3 protein-coding genes and 1 pseudogene are annotated in these 2,590 nt (G+C 38.8%); 1 reads left to right on the forward strand and 3 read right to left on the reverse strand.

The annotated features are described in order from the left end of the window. Both RI561_RS13720 and RI561_RS13725 read right to left on the reverse strand, forming a co-directional pair. On the reverse strand, positions 1 to 410 hold a 410-nt coding region (locus RI561_RS13720; protein ID WP_395080814.1), incomplete at its 3' end, for a hypothetical protein. Next, positions 391 to 549, reverse strand: a complete 159-nt coding sequence (locus RI561_RS13725; protein ID WP_395080815.1) for a hypothetical protein — start codon at positions 547 to 549, stop codon at positions 391 to 393. The genes RI561_RS13725 and RI561_RS13720, both read right to left, overlap by 20 nt. Positions 550 to 673: 124 nt before the next feature. Here RI561_RS13725 and RI561_RS13730 point away from each other — a divergent pair, with 124 nt between their 5' ends. Further along, positions 674 to 2,212, forward strand: a complete 1,539-nt coding sequence (locus RI561_RS13730; protein ID WP_395080816.1) for a Fic family protein — start codon at positions 674 to 676, stop codon at positions 2,210 to 2,212. A gap of 145 nt (positions 2,213 to 2,357) precedes the next feature. On the opposite strand, the pseudogene RI561_RS13735 reads toward RI561_RS13730, so the two are convergent. Continuing rightward, positions 2,358 to 2,590: pseudogene (locus RI561_RS13735) on the reverse strand (hypothetical protein); the annotation flags it as partial.

The raw sequence follows: 2,590 nt of genomic DNA on the forward strand, positions 1-2,590 counted from the left end.
GAATCTGATTGCATAAATTTTTTCAACCGTTGAAAGGACATGCTTTCAAGAAGTCTATACCATTCCTGTAATTCCTTTCTAACACTGGCTTTCTCCGAATGAATCTTCTCCATTAGATTCGTTTTTGTTCTTTCGATTACTTCCGGATGTTTTTGTAAAAAATCCACCCATAAATCAGCATCATTCAGTGAACGAGCATCCAATTCCTGGTGAGACATTGAATCTTCATTGCTTTCACCTTGCTTGGCATACATTTGTGAAGGATCAAAACCCCAAATCATAATTTTGTCAGGCTCCTTGATCAATTCCACCTCTCCAGATGTAATCCCTCTCAACTCTATGGTCACATCAAAATTTCTCTCCACAGCATCTTTTATAATTCGGTCTTTTTTACTTTTCCGTGAGCTCATCAATGTTTTTTACATGGCCATATATTGCAACCAGAAGCGGATCGCCATAATCATCGGTTCCTTTAGCAACTTTACCATAGATCCACACTGACTTTGGTTTCACCTCCAGTTCATCTACACACTTAAAAAATATAAACATCCTTTTTCATAAAATTCAGTATCTATATACTCTTTTCACATAAATTACTTTTTATATATATTTTTCATAGACTATTTGCAATTTTCATTGTACTTTCTGCAATGCATAATCAATTCTCATAAAATTGGACAAAAATAAGCGTTTTTCAGAAACCATAACTGCTTTTCAGGAATACACGGTTCCGGAACCTAATTTGCAGTTGGCTGGGTACAGTGCACTCATTCGTGTATATAAACTTGTAGTACCCTTGCCACACCAACTATCTGCTGTTAGCCAACAACACCGTGACTATGTGGAAGGAAAGTGGAAAGTATTTACTAAGAGATATAAACCTGATAACACTCTGGGTGCACATCTAACCTTTGCGTTGAAATATGAGGGGGTAAACCTACTCGTCTTGAAATCTTTGTTCAGGAATATTGATCAAGCGGAACTGCTCGACTTCATCCATAATGAACCTAAAGGTCGATACCCAAGAAGAATTTGGTTTCTGTATGAATGGTTAATGGACCAAGAATTACCTGTGGATGACTTGGACTCCATAAATTATGTGGATGTCATTGATACAAAACTACAATATGGTGGACCTGCTGAGTTTTCAAAGCGGCATCGGGTTCGAATTAACTTACCGGGAACTAAAAAGTTTTGCCCTTTAGTACAAAAAACGGAAGTCCTTGAAGCCTTCAGAAAAAAACATTTAGATCAACAAGTCAACGAGACCTTAGGCTCTATACATAAAGATCTTATCAACCGAGCCGCAGCCTTTATGCTACTCAAAGATTCGAAAGCTTCCTTTGCAATTGAGGGGGAATCTCCTCAACAGGATAGGGCTGAGCGTTGGGGACGTGCAATTGGACAGGCCGGTCAAAAAGAACTGACGCAGGAAGAACTTCTCCGTTTACAAGACTTAGTTATTAAAGATAGCCGATTTGTGACCATGGGGTTTCGTAAAGAAGGCGGCTTTGTTGGAGTACATGACCGGGTATCTGGAGCCCCTATACCGGATCACATATCTGCCAAGTGGAAAGATGTTCCTGACCTCATCAATGGATTCATTAAAACCAATCAGAAACTAACTAAAGAAGACTTTGACCCAGTTATAGCTGCTGCCGCACTTTCCTTTGGCTTTGTATTCATTCATCCCTTTGAAGATGGTAATGGCCGTATTCACAGATATCTCATTCACCATGTACTATCAAAAATGAAATTTGCTCCAAAGGGACTGATTTTCCCGATATCGGCAGTAATACTCGAGCGAATTGATGAATACCGTGAAGTACTTGAGTCTTACTCCAAACCATTACTGAATTTCGTAGAATGGAGAGCCACACCAGAAGGAAATGTAGAAGTACTAAATGAAACCAAAGACTATTATCGTTTCTTTGACGCCACCAAACAGGCTGAATTTCTCTATAAATGTGTTGAACAAACGGTAATGGAAACCCTACCAGAAGAAGTCGAATACCTAGAAAACCATGACAAAATGAGAACCTTCATAACCTATCATTTTGATATGCCTGACAAGACTATGGAGAATCTGATTGGTTTCTTACGACAAAATAATGGAAGCCTATCTAATAGAGCCAGGAATAAAGAGTTTTCAAGTCTTACCAATGATGAGGTTGAGATGCTTGAAGAGACCTATACTAAGATTTTTGGTTAAAAGTATCAGCTGTTGACGTGCCTTTATTCAAAATAATTGAATCATGAGAGCTCTTTTTATTCCGGCTTACTCATATAACTCCGTAAAATTTCATCTAGCTTTTCTACGATTTCGGTATTGTAAATAGCTCTTTCCTAAGTTAACCTTAGTTAATTTCATCCATATAATCCTGAACTTTGTTGGTACGCTCTTCCCATCCTTCGGGCAATGAAGCTGTTTCAATCGATACTCCATGGACATAGAACCCATGCGTTTGATGAAAAGCAGAATTCTCTCCCAAAGCTCCGTCAATTTTGTCAACAGCCTCGGGTTTATTCTTTGGAGAGGCATCAACCTCTATGGAACGAGTCAGCTTTTCATCTGCCTGAGGAAACTGTC

It is taken from the genome of Gracilimonas sp. (assembly GCF_031581265.1).
Classification (GTDB): Bacteria; Bacteroidota; Rhodothermia; order Balneolales; family Balneolaceae; genus Gracilimonas.